The following is an 881-nucleotide window of genomic DNA, read 5'->3' as shown; positions in this document are numbered from 1 at the left end:
TTACCTGTGATGTCGCATTCCAGCATCACCATTAGATTGTGAGCCAAACAGAGGAACTGAGCCTGCATTTTCTTGGCGGTTGGGGAACTGGCCCACGCCTTTGTTTCGGAGAGCTTGTTTTTGAAGGTATCGTAGGTCTTCTCGATATCCCAACGTCGTAGATACAGCCATGCAATCACTCCGGGTCGTATCTTCATGTGGTTAGTGATAAACTCATATTCGGTGCCCGTGCGTGGACACTGGTAACGAATGTAGCGCATCATCACACCGGTTGTCTCGGTGGCAGCATGCTGATCGTCCTGGACCCCGGCATTGATCGGATCTTCACGGTCAAACTCGATTTCGCCAAAGCAAGTGATCTTCATCAGATCCTTGGCACGGCTGAGGAAGTAAACGCCTGCAGCCTGCTTCCACTTATACCATTGCCGCATGTCGGTGCCGGCGCAGTCCCAAACATAAAGGACCTGACGCCCCTTGGCCGCTCCCTGACGCAACTGCCCGGAACTCATCCGTTTGAGCGCATGCATGTCGTGCTCACTTTTCTTGCGCCCACCTTGAAGGTCTGCCGCGGTCAGATGCGTCAAGGCATGCGTGCGATAGTTCAGCGTGTAAAAATGCCCGACCGCACGGCGCTTACCTTTGATCGGCGCATCGTGGACTCCGGCGGCATGGTAATGGCCGTCACCCGCGTAAATGTCGATTCCCCCCAGCTCTTCAAGCGTATCGATCAAACTGTCCGGATGGGACGGCATCGAACCTGCCAGAGTCGTATTGACTTCTTCAATCAGCTGCAGGCGACGCGAGCTTTTGAGCGTTTCGAAAAAGTGGCCGACTCCAATGCTCGACTCATCTAACATGGCCCAGTCTTGTAAGAAACTGCG

At 54.0% G+C, this 881-nt stretch carries 1 protein-coding gene; it reads right to left on the bottom strand.

Annotation, left to right across the window (positions count from 1 at the left end; genetic code table 11):
* A partial coding sequence (locus QEH59_RS18595) for a transposase (protein ID WP_308986887.1) occupies nt 1-881 on the bottom strand: 881 nt, incomplete at both ends.

This window comes from Thalassobacterium sedimentorum, from assembly GCF_031127905.1.
In the GTDB taxonomy this organism is placed as follows: Bacteria; Verrucomicrobiota; Verrucomicrobiia; order Opitutales; family Coraliomargaritaceae; genus Thalassobacterium; species Thalassobacterium sedimentorum.
The sequence above is the reverse complement of the archived record's forward strand: the minus strand, read 5'-3'. Positions and strand labels throughout refer to the sequence as shown.